The 23,821-nt window shown below is 35.5% G+C and carries 20 protein-coding genes; 9 read left to right on the top strand and 11 right to left on the bottom strand.

Features of this window, described 5'->3' with window-relative positions:
* Positions 1-208: 208 nt before the first annotated feature.
* The gene (gene rpiB / locus BMW64_RS18030) at positions 209-643 is read right to left on the bottom strand and encodes a ribose 5-phosphate isomerase B (RefSeq protein WP_090001658.1); all 435 of its coding nucleotides are present in this window, start codon (positions 641-643) and stop codon (positions 209-211) included.
* Between the two features lie 637 nt (positions 644-1,280).
* On the opposite strand from rpiB, the gene BMW64_RS18025 reads away from it, so the two are divergent.
* A complete protein-coding gene (locus BMW64_RS18025) occupies positions 1,281-2,471 on the top strand; it encodes a phosphoglycerate kinase (protein ID WP_090001656.1) in 1,191 nt (396 codons plus the stop codon).
* A 209-nt stretch (positions 2,472-2,680) separates the two neighbouring features.
* Here BMW64_RS18025 and BMW64_RS18020 read toward each other — a convergent pair whose 3' ends face one another.
* The 8 genes from BMW64_RS18020 to BMW64_RS17985 form a co-directional block, all read right to left on the bottom strand.
* Positions 2,681-3,502, bottom strand: coding sequence for a class I SAM-dependent methyltransferase (locus BMW64_RS18020; protein ID WP_090001654.1), 822 nt, complete (start codon positions 3,500-3,502; stop codon positions 2,681-2,683).
* A 114-nt stretch (positions 3,503-3,616) separates the two neighbouring features.
* Positions 3,617-5,479 carry a tRNA uridine-5-carboxymethylaminomethyl(34) synthesis enzyme MnmG gene (gene mnmG, locus BMW64_RS18015; protein ID WP_090001652.1) on the bottom strand — a complete coding sequence of 621 codons (1,863 nt, stop codon included), beginning with the start codon at positions 5,477-5,479 and terminating at the stop codon, positions 3,617-3,619.
* Positions 5,480-5,713: 234 nt separating this feature from the next.
* Complete coding sequence (gene ybeY, locus BMW64_RS18010) at positions 5,714-6,124, bottom strand: rRNA maturation RNase YbeY (RefSeq protein WP_090001650.1); 411 nt, start codon at positions 6,122-6,124, stop codon at positions 5,714-5,716.
* Between the two features lie 4 nt (positions 6,125-6,128).
* Positions 6,129-8,288, bottom strand: coding sequence for a patatin-like phospholipase family protein (locus tag BMW64_RS18005; RefSeq protein ID WP_090001648.1), 2,160 nt, complete (start codon positions 8,286-8,288; stop codon positions 6,129-6,131).
* Between the two features lie 3 nt (positions 8,289-8,291).
* Positions 8,292-10,739, bottom strand: a complete 2,448-nt coding sequence (locus BMW64_RS18000) for a bifunctional UDP-N-acetylmuramoyl-tripeptide:D-alanyl-D-alanine ligase/alanine racemase (protein WP_090001646.1) — start codon at positions 10,737-10,739, stop codon at positions 8,292-8,294.
* A complete protein-coding gene (locus tag BMW64_RS17995) occupies positions 10,740-11,042 on the bottom strand; it encodes a type II toxin-antitoxin system RelE/ParE family toxin (protein ID WP_090001644.1) in 303 nt (100 codons plus the stop codon). It abuts the gene before it with no gap.
* The gene (locus tag BMW64_RS17990) at positions 11,023-11,343 is read right to left on the bottom strand and encodes a hypothetical protein (protein ID WP_090001643.1); all 321 of its coding nucleotides are present in this window, start codon (positions 11,341-11,343) and stop codon (positions 11,023-11,025) included. Before BMW64_RS17990 ends, BMW64_RS17995 begins: the two co-directional genes overlap by 20 nt.
* Before the next feature lie 54 nt (positions 11,344-11,397).
* Positions 11,398-11,985, bottom strand: coding sequence for a thymidine kinase (locus tag BMW64_RS17985; protein WP_090001641.1), 588 nt, complete (start codon positions 11,983-11,985; stop codon positions 11,398-11,400).
* Positions 11,986-12,047: 62 nt separating this feature from the next.
* Between BMW64_RS17985 and BMW64_RS17980 the strand changes: the two genes are divergently transcribed.
* From BMW64_RS17980 to fabG, 4 genes are all read left to right on the top strand, one after another.
* A complete protein-coding gene (locus tag BMW64_RS17980; protein WP_090001639.1) occupies positions 12,048-13,550 on the top strand; it encodes a hypothetical protein in 1,503 nt (500 codons plus the stop codon).
* Between the two features lie 8 nt (positions 13,551-13,558).
* Positions 13,559-14,233, top strand: a complete 675-nt coding sequence (rsmI, locus tag BMW64_RS17975) for a 16S rRNA (cytidine(1402)-2'-O)-methyltransferase (RefSeq protein ID WP_090001637.1) — start codon at positions 13,559-13,561, stop codon at positions 14,231-14,233.
* Positions 14,234-15,709, top strand: coding sequence for a WG repeat-containing protein (locus BMW64_RS17970; RefSeq protein WP_090001634.1), 1,476 nt, complete (start codon positions 14,234-14,236; stop codon positions 15,707-15,709).
* A gap of 174 nt (positions 15,710-15,883) precedes the next feature.
* Positions 15,884-16,627, top strand: coding sequence for a 3-oxoacyl-[acyl-carrier-protein] reductase (gene fabG, locus BMW64_RS17965; protein WP_090001632.1), 744 nt, complete (start codon positions 15,884-15,886; stop codon positions 16,625-16,627).
* Positions 16,628-16,700: 73 nt separating this feature from the next.
* Here the strand turns inward: fabG and BMW64_RS17960 are convergent, their stop codons facing one another.
* A complete protein-coding gene (locus BMW64_RS17960; RefSeq protein WP_090001630.1) occupies positions 16,701-17,741 on the bottom strand; it encodes a GMP reductase in 1,041 nt (346 codons plus the stop codon).
* A 268-nt stretch (positions 17,742-18,009) separates the two neighbouring features.
* On the opposite strand from BMW64_RS17960, the gene BMW64_RS17955 reads away from it, so the two are divergent.
* The 3 genes from BMW64_RS17955 to BMW64_RS17945 are packed head-to-tail and all read left to right on the top strand — an operon-like array spanning position 18,010 to position 20,432.
* Positions 18,010-18,807 (top strand): prolipoprotein diacylglyceryl transferase, encoded by a 798-nt coding sequence (locus tag BMW64_RS17955; protein WP_228400960.1) that lies wholly within the window; start codon positions 18,010-18,012, stop codon positions 18,805-18,807.
* Positions 18,785-19,018: a hypothetical protein gene (locus BMW64_RS17950; protein WP_090001627.1), complete on the top strand. Its 234-nt coding sequence runs from the start codon at positions 18,785-18,787 to the stop codon at positions 19,016-19,018. The genes BMW64_RS17955 and BMW64_RS17950 overlap by 23 nt, the downstream gene beginning before the upstream one ends.
* Positions 19,019-19,028: 10 nt before the next feature.
* Positions 19,029-20,432 carry a radical SAM protein gene (locus BMW64_RS17945; RefSeq protein WP_090001625.1) on the top strand — a complete coding sequence of 468 codons (1,404 nt, stop codon included), beginning with the start codon at positions 19,029-19,031 and terminating at the stop codon, positions 20,430-20,432.
* Between the two features lie 284 nt (positions 20,433-20,716).
* Here the strand turns inward: BMW64_RS17945 and surE are convergent, their stop codons facing one another.
* A complete protein-coding gene (gene surE / locus BMW64_RS17940; protein WP_090001623.1) occupies positions 20,717-21,487 on the bottom strand; it encodes a 5'/3'-nucleotidase SurE in 771 nt (256 codons plus the stop codon).
* A 146-nt stretch (positions 21,488-21,633) separates the two neighbouring features.
* On the opposite strand from surE, the gene BMW64_RS17935 reads away from it, so the two are divergent.
* A complete protein-coding gene (locus BMW64_RS17935) occupies positions 21,634-23,763 on the top strand; it encodes a carboxy terminal-processing peptidase (protein WP_090001621.1) in 2,130 nt (709 codons plus the stop codon).
* Positions 23,764-23,821: the final 58 nt, after the last annotated feature.

The following is a 23,821-nucleotide window of genomic DNA, read 5'->3' as shown; positions in this document are numbered from 1 at the left end:
TCCAACTTTTCGGTGGTCAGAATTTTTAGTTTTGTATAAATTTAATACAAAAATGGAGAAGTGTGGGGAAAAACCTTTTATTAAATATGTTTTAATATTTATAATAGGTTTAGTGGAAATGACAGGATGGTAAATCCTGTCGGACGTTGCAAATATACAAAATAAAAAATAAATAAGGCTTGTAATTTGATTTACAAGCCTTTATATTTTAGCAGTATGTTATTTTATCAACTCTGTTCTGATGTCTTCCGCCTTCGAAATCTGTTGAAAGGAATTTATCTACAATTTCGATAGCCAGTTCTTTTGAAATGAATCTTGCAGGTATAGAAATCATATTGGCATCATTGTGCTGCCTTGCCAGGGAAGCAATTTCAGGCATCCAGCATAGCGCGCAACGAATTTTCTGATGCTTGTTGGCGGTAATCTGCACTCCGTTTCCGCTTCCGCAAAATAGAATTCCCAGCTCATTTTCTCTGTTTTCTACTGATGTCGCCGCAGGATGTACAAAGTCCGGATAATCCACACTGTCTGTGGAGAACGTTCCAAAATCCTGAACCTCAAACTTTTCTGAAAGATAGTTTTTCACAATCTCCTTATATTCAAAGCCAGCATGGTCGGCCGCCAGCGCAATTTTTCTTTTCATAACTGTTCTATATAGTCTTTCTAGATTTATTTCATAACAAAGGTAAGAATAATAACAATGTGTGTTAGTCTTTCGGGAGTAAATTGTGAAAAGCATTGTGAATAACTGTGGATAACTCTGGTAAAATAAATGTTTCGTAACATTGGAAAAATTTGTAATGAAAACTTCGACCAAAAAAAATGTTAAAATTTTCAAAAAACTTTTTTGCAGGAATTCTTGAGTTTTTCCGGAAATCACTTATCAATAAAGGAAATTGGGGAAAACTTATCAATAATTGTTAGTAACCATCTGAAAAATCAGATTTACAATAATTTATAATGTAAATAAAATGTGAATTGAATATAAAATTAAGTGTTATGAAAATTTTAACAAAAACTTATCCCCTAAATTCACAACACTCAACAACAATGACGTATTCTTTTTTTTAAGAAAGAGAAAATTGTTGATAGTTGTTTGTTGGGTTTGCGGGAAACTTTTCTGAAAACTTTTATCGGGTTGCGGCAATTCAAAAATTTTAAAATCTTACATTTGTGAAAGTAATTCAACGATAGAAATGGAGCCGGCTGGCAGCAGGTTTGTAGTAATCCTGCGCTAATAATTGGTTCAGAAGACTTGAAGAAATAATATAAATGTACATATGAAAACAATCAATGATTTCAATTTTAACGGGAAAAAAGCGCTCGTAAGAGTAGATTTTAACGTTCCTCAGGATGATCAGCTTAAAGTAACAGATAATACCCGAATCGTGGCGGTAAAGCCTACGGTGGAAAAGATTCTTCATGATGGAGGAGCTGTAATTCTTATGGCACATCTTGGAAGACCTAAGGGAGAGGTAAATGACCAATTCTCACTTAAACATATTGTAAATGAAGTATCTGATGTTTTGGGACACCAGGTTAAATTCGTTGAAGAATGTGTAGGGGAGAAGGCGGAACAGGCTGCTGCTGATCTTCAACCTGGTGAAATCCTTTTATTGGAAAATCTACGTTTTCATAATGAAGAAGAAAAAGGAGATGAAGCATTTGCTGAAAAGCTTTCAAAATTAGGAGATGCTTATGTGAATGATGCCTTTGGAACTGCACACAGAGCTCATGCATCTACAGCTGTAATTGCTCAGTTTTTCCCTTCAACTAAATTTTTCGGTTTGTTAATGGCTAAAGAGCTTCAAGCGATTGATAAAGTGTTAAAATCCGGTGAACGTCCTGTAACAGCGATACTTGGAGGATCTAAAGTTTCCACAAAAATTACCATTATAGAGAATATTCTTCCGGCTGTAGATAATTTAATTATAGGTGGTGGAATGGCTTTTACATTCATTAAAGCTCTTGGCGGAAAAATTGGAACTTCTCTGGTAGAAGAAGATAAATTGCCTTTAGCACTTGAAATTTTAGGAAAAGCAAAAGAACATAATGTAAAGGTTTATCTTCCTATTGATACGATTGTTGCTGAAAGTTTCAGTAATGATGCAGAGAGGAAAGAGGCTGATATCTATGCGATTCCAGAAGGTTGGATGGGAATGGATGCAGGACCAAAGTCAAGAGATCAGTTTAATGATGTATTGCTAGACTCTAGAACTATTCTTTGGAATGGTCCGATCGGTGTTTTTGAAATGTCAAATTTTGCTGCAGGAACAATTGCTCTTGGTGATAGTATTGCTGAAGCAACTAAACAGGGAGCTTTCTCTTTAGTGGGAGGAGGAGATAGTGTTGCTTTTGTAAAGCAGTTTGGCTATGCTGATAAAGTGAGCTATGTTTCTACAGGCGGAGGTGCGATGCTGGAAAGTCTGGAAGGTTTGGAACTTCCGGGTGTAGCAGCGATTAATAATTAATAAATTTATTTTATAAATTCAAAACCCAGCATATTTTGCTGGGTTTTATTTTATATTCTTAAAATAAGATTATGTAAATTTCTAAACGATTCTCAGTGACTCTTAGAATTAAAAAAGGACTGATTTTACTTAAATTTTATATATATTAACAAATTTTCAACAAATATTAATGAAAAATGACCTTCATAAATAGGTCAAAAATCCATTTTCTACTTTTTTTCGATAATATATATCAAACTTGAAAATTCGTTCGAAAAAAGTGCTTTTACGTTAGAAATTGTTCCAAAGAACATGGCTTTTAGCCAAAATAAGGATGATTTTTGGTATTTTTCGCTTAACATTGAGATGTAATATGAATCAAGAACCAAAGGTTTGATTTTTCTTAATTTCCAGTTTGGCTTTTTACTAATTAAATTTTGCATTCCATTTTTTGTGAAATGGTAGACATGTCTTGGCACATCATAAGCTGCCCAAAATTCTTTATAATGTAAGGCATCATAAGAAGTAGGGTTGGGAACAGCAATAATTAGTAATCCTTTATCTTTTAATTTTTTATTAAAAACTTCGAGCATCTCATCCTGGTTTTCAATATGTTCGAAAACATGCCATAAAGTGATGGCATCCAGACTTTGATCTTCAATGCTATCTATATTATCCAAGATTTTTGCTTTTGACAATTTACCCGCTGCAGCGTTTCTGGCATCAGCATCCGGTTCAAATCCGAAAACGGTAAAATCATTTTCTATATACTTTACGAATTCACCTGCTCCACAACCGTAATCTAAAACTTTTGAACCTTTTTTAATTCGATCCAAAAGAATTGTTTTCTTGTATTGCAGATTGAATGATTGCAGAAATTTATATAATTTTTCTTTTAAACTTCCTGAATCCTGGTGGTGGGATATATAGTCTTCACTCTCATAATATTTAGAAATATTTTCCGGAATAGGGAAGGTTTTAAAAACTCCCTTTGTTTCAGTTTCTTTAATTTCAAATATTTCCTGTGAAAGAAAATGATCTTTAATTTTCATTTTATTTGGTTTCTATGATAAATAAAATTAAGATATCTATTGCTCATAATACGTTCATAAATACCTTAATTTTCGCTTTAAATTTATTTATGTTTCACGTGAAACATTTATCATTTAGCGGCCTAAATAGACCAATAAAACGTTAATGTCAGCTGGTGAAACACCACTAATTCTTCCTGCCTGAGCAATTGTTTTCGGTTTCACTTTAGACATTTTTTGTTTTGCTTCTGCAGAGAGACTTGAAATTTTTGAATAATCAAAATCTTCAGGGATTTTTATGTTTTCTAATCTGTTTAGCTTGGCGACGTTTTCTTTTTCTTTTTCAATATAGCCTTTATACTTGATATTGATTTCAGCCTGTTCTCTAATCTCATCGTTATATTTTGATGCATAATCCTTAATAGGCTCAATATTTTCGAGTTTTTCTAGGGTCATATTGGGCCTTGTAAGAATCTGAGATGCTCTGTAAGCCTGATCAACAGGGCTGCTTTCAATAGTTTCAAGGATAGGGTTGATCATTCCCGGTTTTAAAGACATTTCTCGTAGAAAGCCTTCAAGTTCTTCACTTTTAGCTACTTTCTCTTCAACTCTTTTTAATCTCTCTTCTTTTGCTAATCCTAGGTCAAATGCTTTTTTTGTAAGTCTAATATCGGCATTGTCCTGTCTTAAAAGAAGTCGGTATTCGGCTCTGGAAGTAAACATTCTGTAAGGTTCTTCAGTTCCTTTTGTGATAAGATCATCAATTAGTACTCCTATATAAGCTTCATCCCTGTTAAGGATAAATTCATCTTTTTCATGTACTTTATTATGTGCATTTATACCTGCAATTAGGCCTTGTCCAGCCGCTTCTTCGTAACCTGTTGTACCGTTTATCTGTCCTGCAAAATATAAATTATCGATGAGTTTTGTCTCCAATGTATGCTTCAATTGGGTAGGAGGGAAGTAGTCATACTCAATGGCATATCCGGGACGGAAAACTTTTACATTCTCAAAACCTGGAATATGTTTCATCGCTTTTATTTGAACATCTTCAGGAAGAGAAGAACTGAAACCATTTACATAGATTTCTACTGTTTTCCAGCCTTCAGGTTCTACAAATAGCTGATGTCTGTTTCTCTCTGCAAAACGGTTGATCTTATCTTCTATACTCGGACAGTATCTTGGGCCTAAGCTTTGAATAGTACCATTAAACATCGGACTTCTGTCGAATCCTTCACGTAAAATATCGTGTACTGTTTCGTTTGTATAAACGATGTGACAGCTTAATTGTTTAGTTAATTTTGGAGTATCTAAATAACTGAATTTCTGAGGATTTTCATCTCCTTTTTGTTCTTCCATTTTAGAATAATCCAGGCTTCTTCCATCCACTCTTGGGGGTGTACCAGTTTTCATTCTTCCGGCTTCAAAACCTAAAGAAACCAACTGTTCGGTTATTCCGAAAGCTCTTGGTTCACCCATTCTTCCGCCTCCGAGTTGTTTGTCACCAACGTGAATAAGTCCATTAAGAAAAGTACCATTAGTAAGAACTACAGAACGGCTTTTTATTTCAATTCCCAATGAGGTTACTACTCCTACAACCTTATTATTTTCTACAATAAGCTGTTTTACCATGTCCTGAAAAAAGTCAAGATTGGGTGTGTTTTCTAATGCCAAACGCCATTCTTCTGCAAAAAGCATTCTGTCATTTTGGGTTCTTGGAGACCACATGGCAGGACCTTTAGAGAGGTTCAGCATTTTAAATTGTATTGCAGATTTGTCGGCAACAATTCCTGAATATCCTCCCATTGCATCGATTTCACGAACAATTTGTCCTTTGGCAATACCTCCCATTGCAGGGTTGCAGCTCATCTGTCCAATGGTCTGCATATTCATGGTTATGAGGAGCGTTTTTGAACCAAGGTTCGCTGCAGCAGCTGCGGCTTCACATCCTGCATGACCTGCACCAACGACTATTACATCATATATTTCTGAAATCATCTTTATCGCTTATTTTAAGCCTTAAATTTTAATTTTTTTATAAATGTTTCACGTGAAACATTCTGTTAATTTACAGTCTAAAATCGCCTGTAATGTGCCTATTTTAGCCCCGATCGCAGCATTTGTCTGAGCTCATTTCTTTTTGAAAAAAAGAAATAGCGAGTGCGGAGAGCGGGATTAAGCTCCTGAAAAAATATTGAAAAAGTAATATTATATTTTACTGTTTTCAAATTCTCATTTGCTGTATTTTGCTAAATAATAATCTTCTTTGCTTCGCATTAATTGTTCTTCCTCTTCTGTTTTATCTTTATATCCTGAAAGGTGAAGAACACCGTGTGCTAAAACTCTTCTTAATTCTTCTTCGTAATCTCTAGATAGAGTAGAAGCGTTATCTGAAATGCGCTGCAAAGATACAAAAATCTCTCCGCTTATCGTTCTACCTTTCACATAGTCAAAGGTAATAATGTCTGTGTAGTAATCGTGTTGCAGATAATCCTGATTAACTTTCAGTAAATATTCGTCGTCGCAGAAGATATAGTTGATTTCACCAAGTTTTTTTCCTTCTGAAAGAATGATATCTTCCAGCCAAAATTTGTAGGCTGAATTAACAGTTTCGGGTAGATTTTCGTAAAAAAATTGTATCATTGTATTAAAACCAGTGTCCTAAGATTACACTGAATATGCCTTTTTGATTGTTTTTGAGTGAGTGACTGAAGTTTATTTTAATCTGTCCAAACGGAGATTTATATCCGGCGGTAATTCCTAAAGAGCTGTAATTTAATTTTACCGCATCTTCAAAATTGATATCGTCTGAAAGATTGGCAAAGGAAAAATTTCCACTTATGAAGTAGTTTTTATTGAATTTAAATTGAAGATCATTAGAAATCAGGATAGCATTGTTGCTGTTAAGCTGACCAAAATAGAATCCGGAAAAGCTTCTGAAATTAACAACATTCTGTTCAAATATTCCTCCTAATCTGTATTGATAAAATTGTGGAAGATTTTCCCCGATGGTAATTCCTCCATAAAGATTAAGGCGATAAGTAAATTGTCTTGAAAGCGGAATATTAATTCTGATATCTGCTTTTACCTGTACCAGTCTTTTTTCGACTGCCGATTTCAGCAAATCAATTACTTTACCTTCCGCATTAATATAAATCCCGCGGGTAGGGAAGTCCTTGTCATTCTGGGTATCGCTTTTTAGGAATATATATGGATTAAGAAAACGATTAATACGTAAGTTATTCCCATTGGCTTCAGCTTCGAAATAATCATGGCTGATTCCTGTACCAATGGCAAATTTGTCCCTCCAGATAGATTGTATATAAGCTTCATTACGCAGCCAGGTCCATTGATCTACTTCATAATTGTTTATATCTTTTAAATTAAATCTCATTCCGGAAGAATAAATTCCAAATCCGGGGATATATCCGTTATCTATAAAATAATTTAAATAATATCTTGGTTGATCTCCTACAATAACATCCAAAGAAAGATTTGAATTTCTGAATAAAAGACGTTTTGCTGAATAGTTTACAAGAAGTCCTGTTTTAAAGATTTCATCATAATGCAAGCCGAATTTCAGAAAATGGCGGGCATTGTCTTCAGTTACGTATAATTTCAGATAATTTGCATTATTTTCTGAAATGATGTCGTAATTGATAAATTTATAGTTATTGGTGGCGACAAGCTTATCAATCTTTTTATTAATGCTTCCGTATGTCTGCATGGAGGGGAGCCGAAGACCCATTTTCCCGAGGACGTAATTTTGGCCGTAAATCCGGCCTCCTTCTATTGAAATGCTGTCTATCTTATATACATTGGAATATATGGGATTTATACGCTGTCTAAGGCGGTCAAACGGGCGTTTTGGAAGCTCATCCAATATCCTGGAATATTTAAGTCCTTCTGCATAGCCGCTGTCTAGAATTTTTTTCTTTTCGTCATAGCTTGTTGCGGTCATGCCTTTAAGATTAGGCTTAATATTGATATCTGTGTATTTGTATTGTCTTCTGGTATCTTTTTTAATTCCAAAATCAATAACCTGGTTTAAGATGGAGATAATATTTCCTAAATCTTCTCTTTTCGACAGATCCTGATTGAGATCTACTCCAATGACAATATCGATTCCTTTATCTTTTAATGGTTTTGAAGGATAATTGACGGTCATAGCACCATCGATATAAATGCTGTCACCTATTTTTACGGGATCCATCAACGAAGGGAAAGCAGAGCTCGCCATAATGGATTGCACAAGGTCGCCTTTTTCAAATATTTCCATATTTCCGCTCTCAAGATTGGTAGCAACACACATGAAAGGTATCGGAAGCTTCGAGAAATCGTTTATGTTTGATACATTTTTAAAAAGTTCTTTTAATAGGTAAACATTTTTCTGCCCTGTGCTTATGGAAGAAGGGAGTGAAATTTTACCATCTTTAAGAGGAATGCTGAGCAGATACTTGTCGACAGATTTATTAAAGAAAGTGGTTTCCTGCCGGGTTGCCTTGGGATCCATGATCAATGAATAGAAATCCGTATCCATTACAATTTTTTCGATTTCTTTACCGGAATATCCCGAAGCATAAAGCCCACCGACGATAGCACCCATGCTTGTTCCAGCGATGTAATCTACTTTCACCCCCAATGAATCCAGCACTTTAAGCACGCCTACATGAGAAAATCCTTTAGCTCCTCCACCGGCAAGTGACAATCCGATTTTAGGATTTTTCGGAATGACCAGATCTTTCTTTACCTGAGCAGGAATAAAAAATATCTGAAATGCCAATAAAAGGATCAGAAGCTTTCTCATAAGTTAATCTTTTACATAAATCCTTTTCACACGGGGTGAAATGGAGGTTAATATTTCGTATGTGATGGTGTTGCAGTATCCTGCGAAATCTTTGAGCGTAGGTTTTGCATTGAAGACTGTTACACTATCACCCTCTTTTGCATTGGGAATATGGTCTATATTGATCATCATCATGTCCATGCAGATATTTCCTACGATAGGAGCGAGGGTTTTATTGATTCCTACATTTCCCACCTGATTTCCTATCAGCCTTGGAATACCATCTGCATATCCTACCGGAATAGTAGCAATTCTGGTGGGATGGTCTGTTTTAAATCTTCTGCTGTAACCTATTGATTCTCCGTTTTCTACCAGTGATATTTGTGAAATGACTGTTTTAAAGCTTACTACAGAACGCAACTGTTTTTGTATTTCACTATTTGGTGATTCACCTAACATTCCTATTCCCATTCTTACCATATCATACTGATAATCTGTATAATTTGTAATTCCGGAAGAATTGAGAATATGAAGGATAGGAGAGTAGCCTAAATTTTCTATCAGATAATTTGAGTTCTTATTGAATATTTCGAGTTGGTGTAATGTAAATTCTTTTTCATCCGGTAAATCTGAAGAAGAAAGGTGACTGAAAATGCTTTGGACTTTTAAGTTCTTATTATTTAAAACTTGAATCAATTCATCCAGCTCAAAATCTTTAAAGCCAAGACGATGCATTCCTGTTTCCAGTTTAATGTGAATCGGGTATTTTTTATCATAACCTGATTTTTGTACTGCCTCGTAAAATAATTCCAATACTCTGAAGCTGTAAATTTCCGGTTCAAGATTATAAGCAATAACAGTTTCATAACTGTGCTGTTCAGGATTCATCACGACAATAGGTACGGTAATTCCTTTTTTACGCAGTTCAACACCTTCATCTACAAATGCCACACCAAGATAATCGATATGGTGATGCTGTAAGAATTCAGATATTTCATAACTTCCTAATCCATAAGCATTTGCTTTTACCATGGCCATCATTTTTGTCTTAGGTTTCAGCAAGGATTTATGAAAATTAATATTGTGAAGTATTGCATTAAGATTTACTTCAAGAACGGTATCGTGCTTACGTAGTTCAAGAATATCTTTAAGTCTTTCGATCTCAAATTTTCTTGCACCTTTTAGCAGAATAATCTGATTCTCAATTTCGGTAAGATGTTTACTTTCAATTAATTTCTGAGTATTAATAAAAGTGAAAGTTTTAGATTTAAATAATTCACTAAATTTGGATATTTCATTACCTATTAAGAATACAGAATCAAATTTTTGTTCGTTTACCAGTTCCGAAACTTCTTCATACAGTTCTTTTAAATTTGAATTAACACCTACAATATCCGTTAAAACCAAAGATTTCTTAGGTTTATTATATTCATTTAAAAATTGCAGGGCAGTCTTAAGAGAATCTAAATCAAGGTTGAAAGAATCATTGATAACGATATTATTTTTAATACCTTCAATCGCTTCAAGTCTCATTTCAACAGCTTTTAAAGCGTTGATTTTTTCGATAATATTTTTATTATTAATTCCCAGTTCCTTTAAAACTGTTACAAGTGCCAAAGCGTTCGTTAAAGTGGCTTCATCTCTCTGATGAACAGGAAATGAAATTTCTTCATCAAAATATTTTACAACCACATTATCTTCTTTCGGGATATTGATTTTAAAATTAACGTGATTATTTTCTTTAAAGCCGTAAGAAATTAATTTTTTGCTTGAATATAATGTTTTTATCTTTTTGTCAACCAGTAAATTATCTCCGTTGTAAATAATAACTTCGGAATTTTTAAAGAGCTTTATTTTTTCATTAATCAAATCTTCTTCTGAAGCAAAATTAGCGAGATGGGCAGTTCCAATGTGGGTCAGTAAACCGATCTGCGGATGAAATATATTCTCCAGTTTTTCCATCTCATTGGGCTTTGAAATTCCTACTTCAAAGATTCCCAGTTTATGTGAAGAATTGATCTGAAGTAAAGATAAAGGAAGACCGATCTGTGAATTGAAACTTTTAGGATTTTTTACCGTTGGAAATTCATTCCAGAGACACTGATAAAGCCATTCTTTTAAAATAGTTTTACCGTTGCTTCCTGTAATTCCAATAGATTTTATGTGAGAATTCTCGTAATGATATTTTGCAAGTTTTTGAAGAAATTCAACTGAATTCTCAACGATTATCCACGTAATATTTTTATAATAAGGATGATGGTGTTCAGAAATGATGATCTCAATTCCTCTGTCAATTGCAGCTTCAATAAATTTTTCTCCAGAATTTTTCTGGGTATTGATGGCAATAAATGCCGTATTTTTGGTAGAATATATGATCCTGCTGTCAAAAGCAATGTTTTTGATTATTCGTTGTTTATCTCCAATAACTTTGGTGCCGGTGATTTCTGCAATATCTTCTGCGGTGTAATTCATTTACAAATCGTCTATTATGAATTTTTTGTCTTCATCCTGATAATTATTATACAGCCGTAATATTTTCAGATGTGTTGATTCTAACCTATAGATCAGTGTTGTTTGTTCCGTAATTAAGAGTTTATTATAATCAGGAAATTTTTCAAGCTTCTGGAAAATTACTTTTTTATCAATGATTAAACTTAATTTATGGTTAAGGATATTTATAAAATTCTGATATTCTTTGTATGTAAATCTATTCCCTATATAATCTTCAATCTGTTCTAAATCCTGAAGAGCAAATCTAGACCATCTTATTTCCATATTTTTTCAGAAAGCGTTCTTCAGAAATTTTTATCACATCTTCATGGTTATGATAAATACCATTTTTAAAATCATCTTCAGCTTCTTCCAAAGATTGTAAAAAAGTCTTTTCCGGCTCAATAATTTCCGCAATTTTTAGCAGCTCTTCAGGTAAAAACTTTTTCTCTTTCATCTTACGGAAAAAAGTAGGTTCAGAAATTCCGCTTTTTTCAATGATATATTTCAGCTTAAAAGGGGAGCTTCTCAAAATCTCATCAATAGAATTGCTGATTTTTATATAGTTTTTGATTTCTAATATCATTTTTCGATAGTTTTAACTATTATATTTTAAACAAAAATAATGATAATTTTGATATCAATTATTCTTTTTAAGAACTTCTTCCACAAAAACCTTACGGCTTACGGCATCATAAGATTCTGTTTCTCCGAGTTCTACGAGATCTTTTCCCTCAGAGGTTCTCATCGAATAATTAGCCAGATTTCCGGTTCTCCTGCAGATAGCATGCACTTTTGTTACATATTCTGCGGTCGCCATAAGATTCGGCATCGGGCCGAAAGGCCTTCCCAAAAAATCCATATCCAGACCGGCAATTACAACCCGAATTCCACTGTTGGCCAGCTGATTGGCTACATCTACAATGCCTTCATCGAAAAATTGTGCTTCATCAATTCCCACCACATCACAATTGGAAGCCAATAAAATGATTTCGTTGGGATTTTCTACCGGTGTACTTCGAATTTTATTCTGGTTGTGAGAAATCACCTCTTCTTCAGAATATCGTGTATCCAGTTTAGGTTTAAAAATCTCCACATTCTGCCCCGCCATTTCTGCTCTTCTCAGCCTTCTGATCAACTCTTCGGTTTTGCCGGAAAACATTGAGCCACAAATAACTTCCATCCAACCGCTTTGTTTGGAATGATTAATTGTATTTTCTAAAAACATTTGTTAAATTAGCCGTATATTTTTAACATCAAAAGTAAGCAATTTTTTAACAAGATTCTTATATGCAGAACATCCAAGATTTAAAGGAAAAGATTTTTTTTGAATCCAAGAATATGATCGCTATTCTGGATAAAATAAGCAATGTGGACGAATTACTTTCCAAGCAGGATCTTGTGGATGATCTTGCCAACAGGATTTCGTTTTTACGCTTGCTGGAAAAAAATATAGCGTATTTCGGGAATGAAAATTTTTCGTCCACAGATGAAAATAATGAAAATTTTTCGTCAATTCCGGATCAGAACATAAAAATTGAAATAGAAGAAGAGGAAGCCATCTTTAACAATCAGCTAAACGAAATCGGAGAAAAAGAAGAATTTTCAGATCAGGTAACCGAAGAAGAAGCGATTTTTAATAATCAGCTGAATGAAATTGTTGAAGGTGAATTGCATGAAACACTAGTCAATTTCGTCGAAGAAAATCCAGAAACAGAAATTACTGATCATCAAAATATTAGTCCAGCTGGAAATGTTGAAGATGTTTTCAATGAACAAATGAAAGAAGTTGATGAACATGAAATTTCCGGTCAAACGGATGACACATTAAATTTTGTAGACGAGGAAAGAATATTGGCCGATTCAGAGCCTGACCATGAAGCTGATATTGATGAAAAAATGTTCAGTGATGAACAGACAGAAGAAGAAGCGATCTTTAATAATCAGCTTAATGAAATTGATGGATTTGAAAATGAAGTTTCTGATCATCAGGGAGATGTAAACGATTTTGAAGAAGAAGAGAAAATCCGTAATAACTTTGAAACTGAGGCAAAAAATGAAGAAAATCAGGAAATTAATGAGATTATTCCAAGTATTTTTGATACTGAACTTTTGGAAGATGAGCTCCTGATAGAAGAAAACGAAGAACATTTTACGGTTTCCGGTGCCATGGTGGAAAATGGAGAGCTTCCTACGGATACTTCAAATGTAGAAGGTATTTTAACGGAAATCAAGTACGAAGCGGCAGTTGAGGAAAAACAGGAGCAGAATATTCTGGCAGAGATCAATGACAGAAGAAAAATTGTTGATATCGACAGACCCGTTCACGAAAACGAAAAGGATAAGCCTGCATCTGACGAGAGTTTTGAGAATCTTGAAGCCTATCAGCAGGAAAAAAAGATAAAATTGGCCCACATAAAGGGTTTAAAAGCTGTGCAGACACTTTTTGATGATGATCATTTGGAAAGAATTTTACCGACGGAAAAAACAGAATCTGCTGAGAAAAAAGAATCAGGGAGTATTTTAAAAACAAATATACCGACGGATTTTATGGAAGCTGAAAAGAAAAAACCGGAATTCAAACTGGATCTTAACGACCGGATTGCCTTTTCAAAAACCCTTTTCGGCGGTAGCCAGTCTGAACTTAATGAAGTAGTCAATAATCTTAACAGCTTCAGGACATTGGAAGAAGCGAAAGAATATCTGAGCGATCTCTATTATTCTAAAAAATGGAATAAAGTAGATGAATATGCCCAAAGACTCTGGATATTGGTAGAAAATAAATTTTTATAAACTTAATTTTGAGCGGAATTCTATATTTTGTTCCCACACCCATCGGGAACCTGGAAGATATGACCTACAGAGCGGTCAATGTGCTGAAAGAGGTTGATTACATATTGTGTGAAGATACAAGAACTTCCGGAATTCTTCTGAAGCATTTCGAAATTTCAAAACCTTTAAAATCTTATCATCTCCATAACGAACATCAGGCAACGGAAAAAGTAATAACCGACCTTAAAAACGGTCAGAACATTGCCATTATCACCGATGCCGGAACGCCTGGAATTTCGGATCCGGGATATTTGCTTGCAAAAGCAGGTGCCGACCATCATATTGAGATGATTTGTCTGCCGGGAGCGACCGCTTTTGTTCCGGCTTTAGTAGTTTCCGGATTGCCCAACAACGAATTCCTTTTTGCAGGATTTTTGCCACAAAAGAAGGGAAGGCAGACCAAACTAAAGCAACTCGCCGAAGAGAAAAAAACCATCGTTCTGTATGAAAGCCCACATAAAATCAATACGACTTTGGAGCAGATCAAAGAATTCTTTGGGGAAGAAACTAAAGTAAGTCTCAGCCGGGAAATTTCAAAAAAATTCGAAGAAACCAAGCGCGGAACAATTATTGAACTCATTGAATTCTCAAAAAGCAAAACCTTAAAAGGTGAGATCGTTCTCATCGTAAATAATTCCATTTAATTGAAAAAACTAATTTTCGTACTGTTTTCGTCGGTTTGCTTCGGACAGACGGATCAGTATAAGCAGATACTTTTAACTAAAAAACTGGGCAAAGAAGTACGTTCCTATACGAAAGGCTACGGAATGATCAGCGATGCCAAAACCGGAAAAACCGGAATTGTAGATTCTTTAGGCAATATTACTTATGAAAATCCTTTAAAAAGTGAAATTTCACAAATCTGGAAAAACCGTTTCATCCTGAAGGTAAAAGCAGGAAATTCAAACGGAAAAACCGCTTTGATTAATGAAAAAGGAGAAGAGTTAATCCCTTTGGATAACTTCAGATTCAGGACATGGGAAAATAAAGATCGCATGATTTACACCAAACAAGGTAAAGAATGCGTGTATGATTTCAACGGAAAGCAAATCATACCTTTTTCCGACAAAATAGAATTTGCCAGTGAAAACAGATTTTTTGTTAAGAAAAACGGAGTCTGGTTAATCTATGATTTCGATGGAAAGCAGATTTCAGACAGGGAATTTACAACTGACCTCCGCTTTTATAAAGGAAGAACCTACATCACAACCGGCGAAAAATCAGGTGAGATTATTGATAATAATGGAAAGACCTTAACGATAATTTCCAATCATAATGTAGACAATATCAATGCATTTCCATTTCTTGTAACGCTTGATACAACCAAAAACCGATACGGAATTATTAATGACAAAGAAAATGTAATCGCTGACGAAATCTATGAACAGGCTTTTGTTGGGAGAGAATACATTTACCTTACAAAAGATGATAAAGTAAGCATCTTCTCTAAACGGGAAGGGAAGATCTATGATCTTGATTATCATTATGTAAACCCTATTTTTAATGGGTTATTTAAAACATCTCAGGATCAGAATAATCCGAAAGCTGCTGTGGTCAGTCTTAATGGGGAAATTGTTTTTCCAAAAGAATATGACAGGATAGAAGGGTTTACTATTGCAGGAGATAAATATTTATACCTCCGTAAAAATGATGAGGAGAAGATTTTGGATAAAGATCTTAAAAATATTATCGATGAAGATTATGAGATCGAAAAAATATTCCCTAATACTTTGATTCTTAGTAAAGACAATAGGTATTATAAATTTTCTCCAAAAGACAGACAATATGTTGAACTGAAAGGCTTTAAAGAAATAAAACTTTTGGATATGTATCCTATGCTTGTTGGTAAAAATATCGATAATTTTTACGGGATATTAGATGAAGAAGGAAAAGAGGTAGTTCCTTTTATTTATGATGATATCACAACCTTTGTCGGCGTCAATGAATTTATCATTAAAAAAGATAACAAATTCGGAGTAACGAATCACAAAAACGAGCCTTTAGCAGAAGTTATTTTTGATAAGTTTACCCAGGATAAAAAAGGCCTTAAACTGATAAAAGGAAAAGAAACCCAATATATTTATTTCACCGAACAGAAAGACCGGAATTTTATAGATTAATTGATATGCATGACAAAAAACAGGTAAAAAGTTTTGCTAAAAGTGTGATTTAAAATGCAATGAATAACATTTTATAATATCTTTGCGCACCGTTTTATTTCTATAAAACTAAATAATGTATATTAGCCAACATTCAAAAGGTTAATAAGTTATCAAGAAAATAATTGTCATCATATGAAACTATTAGAAGGAAAAGTAGCGCTAATAACAGGAGCTACCCGAGGAATCGGAAAAGGAATCGCTGAAATGTATGCTCAGCAGGGAGCAAAAATCGCTTTCACCTATGCCGGATCTGTAGAAAAAGCGAAGGAATTAGAAGCAACTTTAAGTTCTGTAACTCAAATTAAAGGATACCAGTCGGACGCATCAGATTTTGATGCTGCTCAAACATTGGTGGATGAAGTAATCAAAGAATTCGGGAAAATCGATATTCTCATCAACAATGCAGGAATCACTAAAGATAATCTGCTTCTGAGAATGTCAAAAGAAGATTGGGATAAAGTGATCAATGTAAACCTGGATTCTGTATTCAATCTTACCAAAGCGGTAATCAAGCCGATGATGAAGGCTAAAGAAGGATCAATCATCAATATGACTTCCGTAGTGGGAATCAGTGGAAATGCAGGACAGGCCAATTATGCCGCCTCTAAAGCGGGGGTTATTGGATTTACAAAATCTGTTGCCCTTGAATTAGGCTCAAGAAATATCCGTTGCAACGCTATTGCTCCTGGTTTCATTCAGACTGAAATGACAGATGCCTTAGATGATAAAGCGAAAGAAAAATGGAACGAAGCTATTCCTATGAAAAAGCTTGGGCAGACAAAAGACATTGCCAATGCATGTGTATTCTTAGGAAGCGAAATGGCATCATATATTACAGGACAGACGATTAACGTTGATGGAGGTCTCCTGACTTAATAATGAATAAACAATTTAATAATATAAAATCCGTCTCATGAGACGGATTTTGTTGTTTTATAAGAGTAAAAAATCAATCTTTAAAAACCTGATTTTCCTGTTCCTGCACCCTGATAAAAGTCGTCCTTTTAGAAAGCTCTTTCAAAGTCGAAGCACCTACATATGTGCAGGTAGACCGTACGCCACCCAAAATATCTTTTACCGTTTCTGCAACCGGGCCTTTGTAGGCAACTTTTACGGTTTTTCCTTCCGAGGCTCTATATTCCGCGACTCCTCCTGAGTGTTTTTCCATGGCTGTTTTTGAGCTCATTCCGTAAAAAAGACGGTATTTTTTACCGTTTTCCTCTACGATTTCACCGCCGCTTTCGTCGTGTCCGGCAAACATTCCGCCCAGCATCACAAAGTCGGCACCGCCGCCGAAAGCCTTTGCCACATCGCCCGGAACCTTACACCCACCATCTGCAATGATATGGCCTTTCAGTCCATGCGCGGCATCGGCACATTCAATAATGGCGGAAAGCTGGGGATATCCGACACCCGTTTTCACACGTGTTGTACAGACAGAACCAGGACGGATTCCCACTTTAATGATATCTGCACCCACGAGAAGAAGCTCTTCCACCATTTCTCCCGTCACCACATTCCCGGCAATAATGATTTTATCCGGAAAATTAGTTCTTGCTTTCTTCACAAATTCCACAAAATGTTCTGAATATCCATTGGCTACATCAATGCAGAGAAACTCAATTTTCGGGTGCTTTTCGAGGATGGTTTTGATTTTTTCCTCATCCGATTTTCCCGTGCCGGTGCTTAAGGCTATATACTGATGGATGCTTTCAGGCTGCGAATCCAGGAACTGAGACCATTCCTCAGGTGTGTAGTGCTTATGAATAGCTGTAATAATCTTTTCTTTAGCAAGTTCAACGGCCATTTCAAAGGTCCCGACAGTATCCATATTGGCCGCAATGACCGGTATGCCGCTCCATTTTTTCTGGGTATGTCTGAAGGTAAATTCTCTTTCCAGATTAACTTCCGAACGGGATTTTAAAGTAGAACGTTTCGGACGGAACATTACATCTTTAAATCCCAGCTTTATATCATTTTCTATTCTCATAATTTGGATATTATTTAATAAAAATAAGGAAAAAGATTGATTGTAACTTTTAAATCAAAGTGATTTATAATTATTTTAAGAAGTCTGAACCATGTTTTATTTAAAGTCTTTTCTTACCGTTGTAGTGGCCGTTTCGATGCACTCCATAAAACGTCGAGACGTTTTACTAAAAAGGTCCCGACGTTTTCACCAAAAGGTTTCGACGTTTTAGACAAAACGTCTCGACATTTTTTTAATAAGGTTTCGACAATATATAAAAAATCAAAAAATGGCTTGCAGAAGCGCTGTAAAAAGCAATACATTTGAAACCATGGATTTCCCTGCAACAGTTCATATTCTAGGTAAAGACGTTTTACTGCATCCGATCACAGAGTCTCTGGGGATTTTTGTTGGAATGCGTTATTATACATTTTTAAAAAGAAACGATAAAGAAAAATTCAGTAATATAAATTCTTTACTGATACTCATTGCGGCTACTTTAGGCGCATTAATTGGTTCACACATGATCGGCTCTCTGGAAAGACCTGATGACTTGATGAAAGCACCTGATGTATGGGCCTACATCTGGCTGAATAATACCATTGTTGGCGGACTTGCAGGAGGTCTGATAGGCGTCGAAGCCATGAAAGCAATTATTGGTAAAAAGGAAAGTACAGGCGACAGAATGGTTTATCCTTTAATTGCAGCCATGTTTATCGGCAGAATCGGATGTTTTTTCACCGGAGTCTATGAAGAAACTTATGGCCTTCCGACAGATTCTGTTTTCGGGATGGATTTGGGAGATCATGTTCTAAGGCATCCGGTAGCTTTATATGAGATGGTATTTTTAGCAGCATTATTTGTATTTTTAAAATATTTTCAGAGAAATTTCAGCTACAGATCCGGCGTTTTATTCCAGATTTTTATGCTTCTTTATTTCTCTTTCCGGTTTTTTCTTGATTTTATTAAACCTAAGTATAATATCATTTTTGGTTTAAGTACCATCCAGCTGGTGTGTGTTTTCATTATCATTTATTATATTTATCTATTCAAAAAAAACATACATGAAATTATTAGAAGTAGGTAATTTAGGAGGACAGTTCGCAGGATTTGGAATTTTTTTTCTCGGTGCAGGAATTGTAATCATCATGGTTTCTGTGCTCGTGATCCTCATTTTAGGGATTATGTCTGCCTCCAACCCCGAAAAGAAGTATAATTTCAAAGCGCCTTTAATAGGAATTCTTGTCGGGATATTAACTTTCATCGCCGGTGGTTGCATCTGTGGCTTTAGTTTATAAAAAGAGTATCATGCCAGTAAGAAACTATACCTATTACGATTATACCATCAGCCTTTGCCCGGAATGCCTGAAAAGAGTGGGTGCGAAGATCATTATTGAAGATGAAGCTGTTTTCATGACGAAAAGATGTCCCGATCATGGGTTTTTCAAAACGAAAATTGCTACTGATGTTCAGTATTATAAAAATATCAGAAACTATAATAAAGCTTCGGAAATGCCGGTTCATTTCGGAACAGATGTAGAATATGGCTGTCCTTATGATTGCGGCTTATGCGTTGATCATGAGCAGCACAGCTGCCTTTCTATAGTAGAAGTTACCGACCGTTGCAATCTTACATGCCCTACATGTTATGCGATGTCTTCGCCGCATTATGGAAGTCACCGAAGTCTTGAGGAAATCGAAGCGATGTTTGATACGATCGTAAGAAATGAAGGCGAGCCGGATGTCGTACAGATTAGCGGAGGAGAGCCTACGATTCATCCCGAGTTTTTTAAGATCATGGATATTGCCAAGTCGAAGCCGATCAAGCATCTGATGTTAAATACCAACGGCGTACGGATTGCCAATGATCCCGGTTTTGCTGAAAAACTGGCGACCTATGCCCCGGAGTTCGAGATCTATCTCCAGTTTGATTCCTTTAAACCCGAAGTCCTTAAAGATTTCAGAGGAAAAGACCTTACGGATATCAGAATGAAAGCTTTAGAGAAACTGAATGCCCTGAATCTGTCTACAACGCTGGTGATTGTTCTTCAGAACGGGAAAAACATTGACGAGATCGGGAAAATTATTGATTTTGCTTTAAAACAAAAATGCGTGCGTGGGATTACTTTTCAGCCCGTTGAAATTGCAGGAAGAAACCGTGAAGATTCTGCGTATGAAAAGATAACGTTGACCGAAGTAAGACAGGAGATTTTAAACCAGTTTCCGCTTCTCAATTCGGATGATATTATTCCGGTTCCGTGCAATCCGGATGCTTTGGCGATGGGTTATATTCTAAAGCTTGAAGGTGAAACGATTCCTTTAACGAGATATATCAATCCAGCTGATCTTCTGAATAATGAGACGAGAAATACAATCGTATACGAACAGGATACGGGACTGCAGATGCAGCTTCTGGATATCTTCAGTACCGGAATCTCCGTAGATAAAGTGAAACCTAAAGTAAATCAGTTACTGTGCTGTCTTCCCGAAGTTTCGGCGCCAAATCTCGATTATGACAATCTTTTCAGAATTATCATCATGAATTTTATGGATGCTCACGATTTTGATGTTCGTGCCGTAAAGAAATCCTGTGTGCACATCGTCAATAAAGATTTAAAACTGATTCCTTTTGAAACTATGAATCTTTTCTACCGTGATGATAAGAGTAAATATTTAGAAGAATTGAGAAGAGAGGATAGAGTTTTATTCTGATTTTTCCACAGATTCCGTGGATGCTAGTGATATTGTTCACTAATAACGACATAGGAAAATGTAGCGTTAAGAAAATTAATTATGTGAACGTTAAAAAAATTCTACTGTTTGAGCGCGAGGCAAAGTTTAATTAAAAGATAAATCTTGAATTCGCGCGAGTTTTAGAATTTTTAGAGAACAGAAATAATTTTTAGCGAAATTTTCCAAGTCTTGAATTTTTCGTTCTTTTGTTTCAAGACAAAAGGACAATAAATAAGGCGTAAAAATAATTACGCCTCAGTATTTTAATCAAATTTCATCACCTCGCTCAGCGTATTCATATACTCATACGCCGTAAGGTCAAATTTTACAGGAACAATCGAGATGTAGCCATTTGCTAAAGCTGTTTCATCGGCGTCTTCAGATTCATCCATATTGTTGAAATATCCGGTAAGCCAATAGTATTTTTTACCGTGAGGATTCACCCTTTCATCAAAGCTTTCTTCCCATTTGGCATGAGCCTGCTTGCAAACCTTTACACCTTTGATTTCTTCTTTCTGAAGTTTGGGAATATTCACATTTAAAACAACGCCTTTAGGCATTGGGTTTTCCAACGTTTTCTTTACAATATTCTGAATGTATTCTTTTGCCTGTGTAAAATCTGCTTCCCAGCTGAAATCAAGTAAAGAGAATCCGATAGCTGGAAGATTTTCCACACCGGCTTCCACTGCTGCAGACATCGTCCCGGAATAGATTACATTAATTGAGGAATTTGCGCCATGGTTAATTCCTGATACGACAATATCCGGTCTTCTCGGAAGTATTTTATCAAGAGCCATCTTTACACAATCAACAGGGGTTCCGCTGCAGGAAAAATCTCTTTGCGGACCGTCAAGATGTACTTCTTCATAGCTTAAGGTAGAATTGATGGTAATGGCGTGGCCTTTACCACTTTGTGGAGAGTTGGGTGCTACAACGATTACTTCTCCGATTTCGTTCATAAAACTTACAAGATTTCTGATTCCAGGTGCTGTGATTCCGTCGTCATTAGTAACCAGAATAAGTGGTTTTTCCATATTAAAATTTAATTTTAACAAAAATACTTAAAACTATCTGATATTTGTAAAGAAGGTATTAAATTTGATAATTTGTAACAGTAAATTAAAAATTACTACTCATTAAAATACTTTTTAAAAATTAATAAAAAATACATTACAGATTTATGTGGAAAAATTTTAAGCTAAATAAATTTTTACTCCTCATTCCATTAACAAGTCTAATGTTTTGTTTCAACTCGCCTAAAAATGAAGATGAAAAGATGCAGACGATAATGGTGAGTGTAAAAAATACTCTTTCTTACCTACATTACAGCCCAAAACCTATCAATGATGCGTATTCCAAGGATGTGTATAAGCTGTATTTTGATCTGGTAGATTCCGGGAAAAGATATTTTCTGCAGTCGGATATGGATGAATTTGCCAAGCACGAAACCAAGCTGGATGATTATCTTAATCAAGGAGATCTTACTTTCTATAAACTTACGGTTGACCGATTGTACCAGAGAACCGATGAAATTGATAAAATGATTCAGGATATTTTAAGCAAACCGATCAATCTCGAAGAAGATGAAACTTTGACGCTTGAGCCAAAACTCAAAAAAGCTCCAGCTAACAAGCAGGAACAGTATAATGAATGGAAAAAATTCATTAAATATAATATTCTTCAGGAGATTGAATCAATGAACAGCAAAGAAGAGACCCAGAAGGAAAAGAAAGATTCTGTACAACGATATAAACTTAAAGATACCATTAAATATCAGCCACTTGCACCTGAGCAGAAGCTTCAGAAAGCGACCGGAGAGGTAAAAGATCTTGTACAGGACATGTTCAGAAGATTTAAAAAAAGAAAGAAAATAGATCTGTTTACGGTGTATATGAATGCGTATACAGAAGTTTTCGATCCGCATACAAACTATTATTCTCCGAAAGATAAAGAAGATTTTGATACCAACTTTACCGGGAAAGTAATTGGTATCGGTGCGATTATCCAGGAGAAGAAGGGAAATCTCTATTTAGGAGCCTTAACAATCGGAGCGCCTGCATGGAAGTCTAAACAGCTTTCCGATGGTGATAAGATTCTTAAAGTAAAATCAAAACCAAATGAAGATGCCGTAAATGTAGTCGGTATGCTCTCTGATGAAGCTGTGCGATTAATCCGTGGAGAAAAAGGAACTCCTGTAACGCTGACTGTTCAGAAAAAGGACGGAACCATAAAAGAAGTTACCATGATCCGTGAAGAGGTAGCCATTGAAGATACTTTTGCAAGAAGTATAGTCGTAGGCTCTCCTAATGGGAAAAAATATGGCTTTATCAACTTGCCTAGCTTTAATGCAGATTTTGAAAATCCAAACGGAAGAAATGCCTCTGATGATATTAAAAATGAGATCGTTAAGCTTAAAAAACAGAATATTGAAGGGATCGTACTGGATCTTAGAAATAATGGAGGAGGTTCATTAACAGAAGTTGGAGATATCATGGGGCTTTTCATGGAAGCTGGGCCATACGTTCAGGTAAAAGATGGCAATGGAAAAATTCAGACGTTAAAGAATAAAAATGAAACTCCAATCTGGACAGGTCCGTTGGTGATCATGCAAAACGAAGCCTCGGCTTCAGCATCTGAAATTCTTGCCGGTGTGATGCAGGATTACGGAAGAGCCATGATTATCGGATCGCCGCAATCTTTTGGTAAAGGAACCGTGCAGACTTTTGTTGAATTAAACAGGTTTTTAAATACAGAGGACGATTTCGGAGCGTTAAAGCTTACCATCCAGAAGTTTTATAGAATTACAGGAGAATCTACCCAGAGAAAAGGTATTGTTTCCGATATTCAGATGAAGGATCTTCTTACGTATGCTGAAGTAGGAGAGCGATATGATGATTATGCGTTGGCTTGGGATAAAATTCCGGCAACAAATTTCCAAAAGGTTAATTACTTCAATATCCAGGCGTTAGAAAAGGCAAGCGCAGACAGATTAGCGAAAAATACAAAATATCAATTGATGCTGGAAGCTGCACAATGGAGAGAAAAACTGGATAAAGAAGAAACGATCACGCTTAATATCAATAAGTTCAACGAACTGACAAAACAGAGAAAAGCACAGATCGAAAAGTTTAAATCTTTAACTAAATTCGACAACGGACTTCAGTTTACGATGTACCCGAACGAAGTTGAAAGAGAGAAGAAAGATGAAGCTTTCAAAAAGAAGTCTGAAATCTGGGTTAAAAATCTTAAAAAAGACCTTTACCTTCAGGAAGCCATGAACGTAATTGCTGAAATGGGTGTGAAATCTTAATTTAAACCGATATTAAATAAAAAAACCGTTGTCTGATGAATTCAGGCAACGGTTTTTT

Origin of the sequence: Chryseobacterium taichungense, from assembly GCF_900109935.1 — a bacterium.
Taxonomy (GTDB): Bacteria; Bacteroidota; Bacteroidia; order Flavobacteriales; family Weeksellaceae; genus Chryseobacterium; species Chryseobacterium taichungense.
The sequence above is the reverse complement of the archived record's forward strand: the minus strand, read 5'-3'. Positions and strand labels throughout refer to the sequence as shown.